Here is a 941-nt window from a genome sequence, read left to right as displayed (position 1 = left end):
ATCGTCATCCTCAACGCAAGGATCAGGGACGACCTCGCTAAACAGAGTTGATGACAGCAGCCAGGGCGCGGACCTCTACGACGGGTTCATCGCCGCAGCCGTGGCCGAAGCGATCACCGACGATGCGGCCTGGTACTGCTGGCACGCCTCCCGCCGCCAGGCGATGCTGGAAGCCTGCTGGGAAAAGGCCGGGGCCTTCGTCCATCAGCAGATCATCTGGGTGAAGGACCGCGGGGTTCTGACCCGCTCGCACTACCTCTGGAAGCACGAGCCCTGTTTCATGGGCTGGCGCCGCCCGAACCGCCCGCCGAAGGTGGCCGAGCAGACGCTGCCCTCGACGTGGGAGATGCCGTCCTTCGCCAAGGACGAGCGCCCGGATCATCCGACGCCGAAGCCCCTCGATGCCTTCGGGATCCCTATGCGCCAGCACGTCGCCCGTGGCGGACTCTGCTACGAGCCGTTCTCTGGCTCCGGCTCTCAGATCATGGCGGGCGAGACCAATGGCCGCCGTGTGTTCGCGATGGAGATCAGCCCGGCTTACGTCGATGTCGCGGTGGAGCGCTGGCAGGCCGAGACCGGCCGCGACGCGATCCTTGATGGCGACGGCCGGACCTTCGCGGAGGTGAGGACCGAGCGGCTGGGCGACGGTGCCCAGGCCCGGGCCGATACGCCGGACCCAGATGCCGCCCCCGAACCCGCGCGCAAGCGCAAGACCGCCGCGTGACATGCATGACCTGGCTTTACCTTCCTCCGGACGCGCTTCCGGAGCCGGAGACGCATGCTTTTTCGGCCTCTCCCTCTGTTCCGGCGCGGGCGGGCTCGATCTCGGGCTCGCTATCGCCATCCCCGACTATCGTGCTGTGGGCCATGTCGAACGGGAAACCTACGCCGCAGCCACTCTCGTGGCGCGGATGGAAGACGCGTCCCTGGATCAGGCTGTT

Annotated in this window: 1 protein-coding gene and 1 pseudogene; both read left to right on the top strand. The window is 67.4% G+C overall.

The annotated features are described in order from the left end of the window. On the top strand, window positions 1-724 hold a 724-nt coding region (locus tag FR728_RS19270; protein ID WP_149894360.1), incomplete at its 5' end, for a DNA methyltransferase. A 1-nt stretch (window position 725) separates the two neighbouring features. Beyond that, a pseudogene (locus FR728_RS19500) lies at window positions 726-941 on the top strand (DNA cytosine methyltransferase); the annotation flags it as partial.

The organism is Roseibium aestuarii (genome assembly GCF_008477545.1).
Lineage (GTDB): Bacteria > Pseudomonadota > Alphaproteobacteria > Rhizobiales > Stappiaceae > Roseibium > Roseibium aestuarii.
This window is presented reverse-complemented; position numbering and strand designations above follow the sequence as displayed.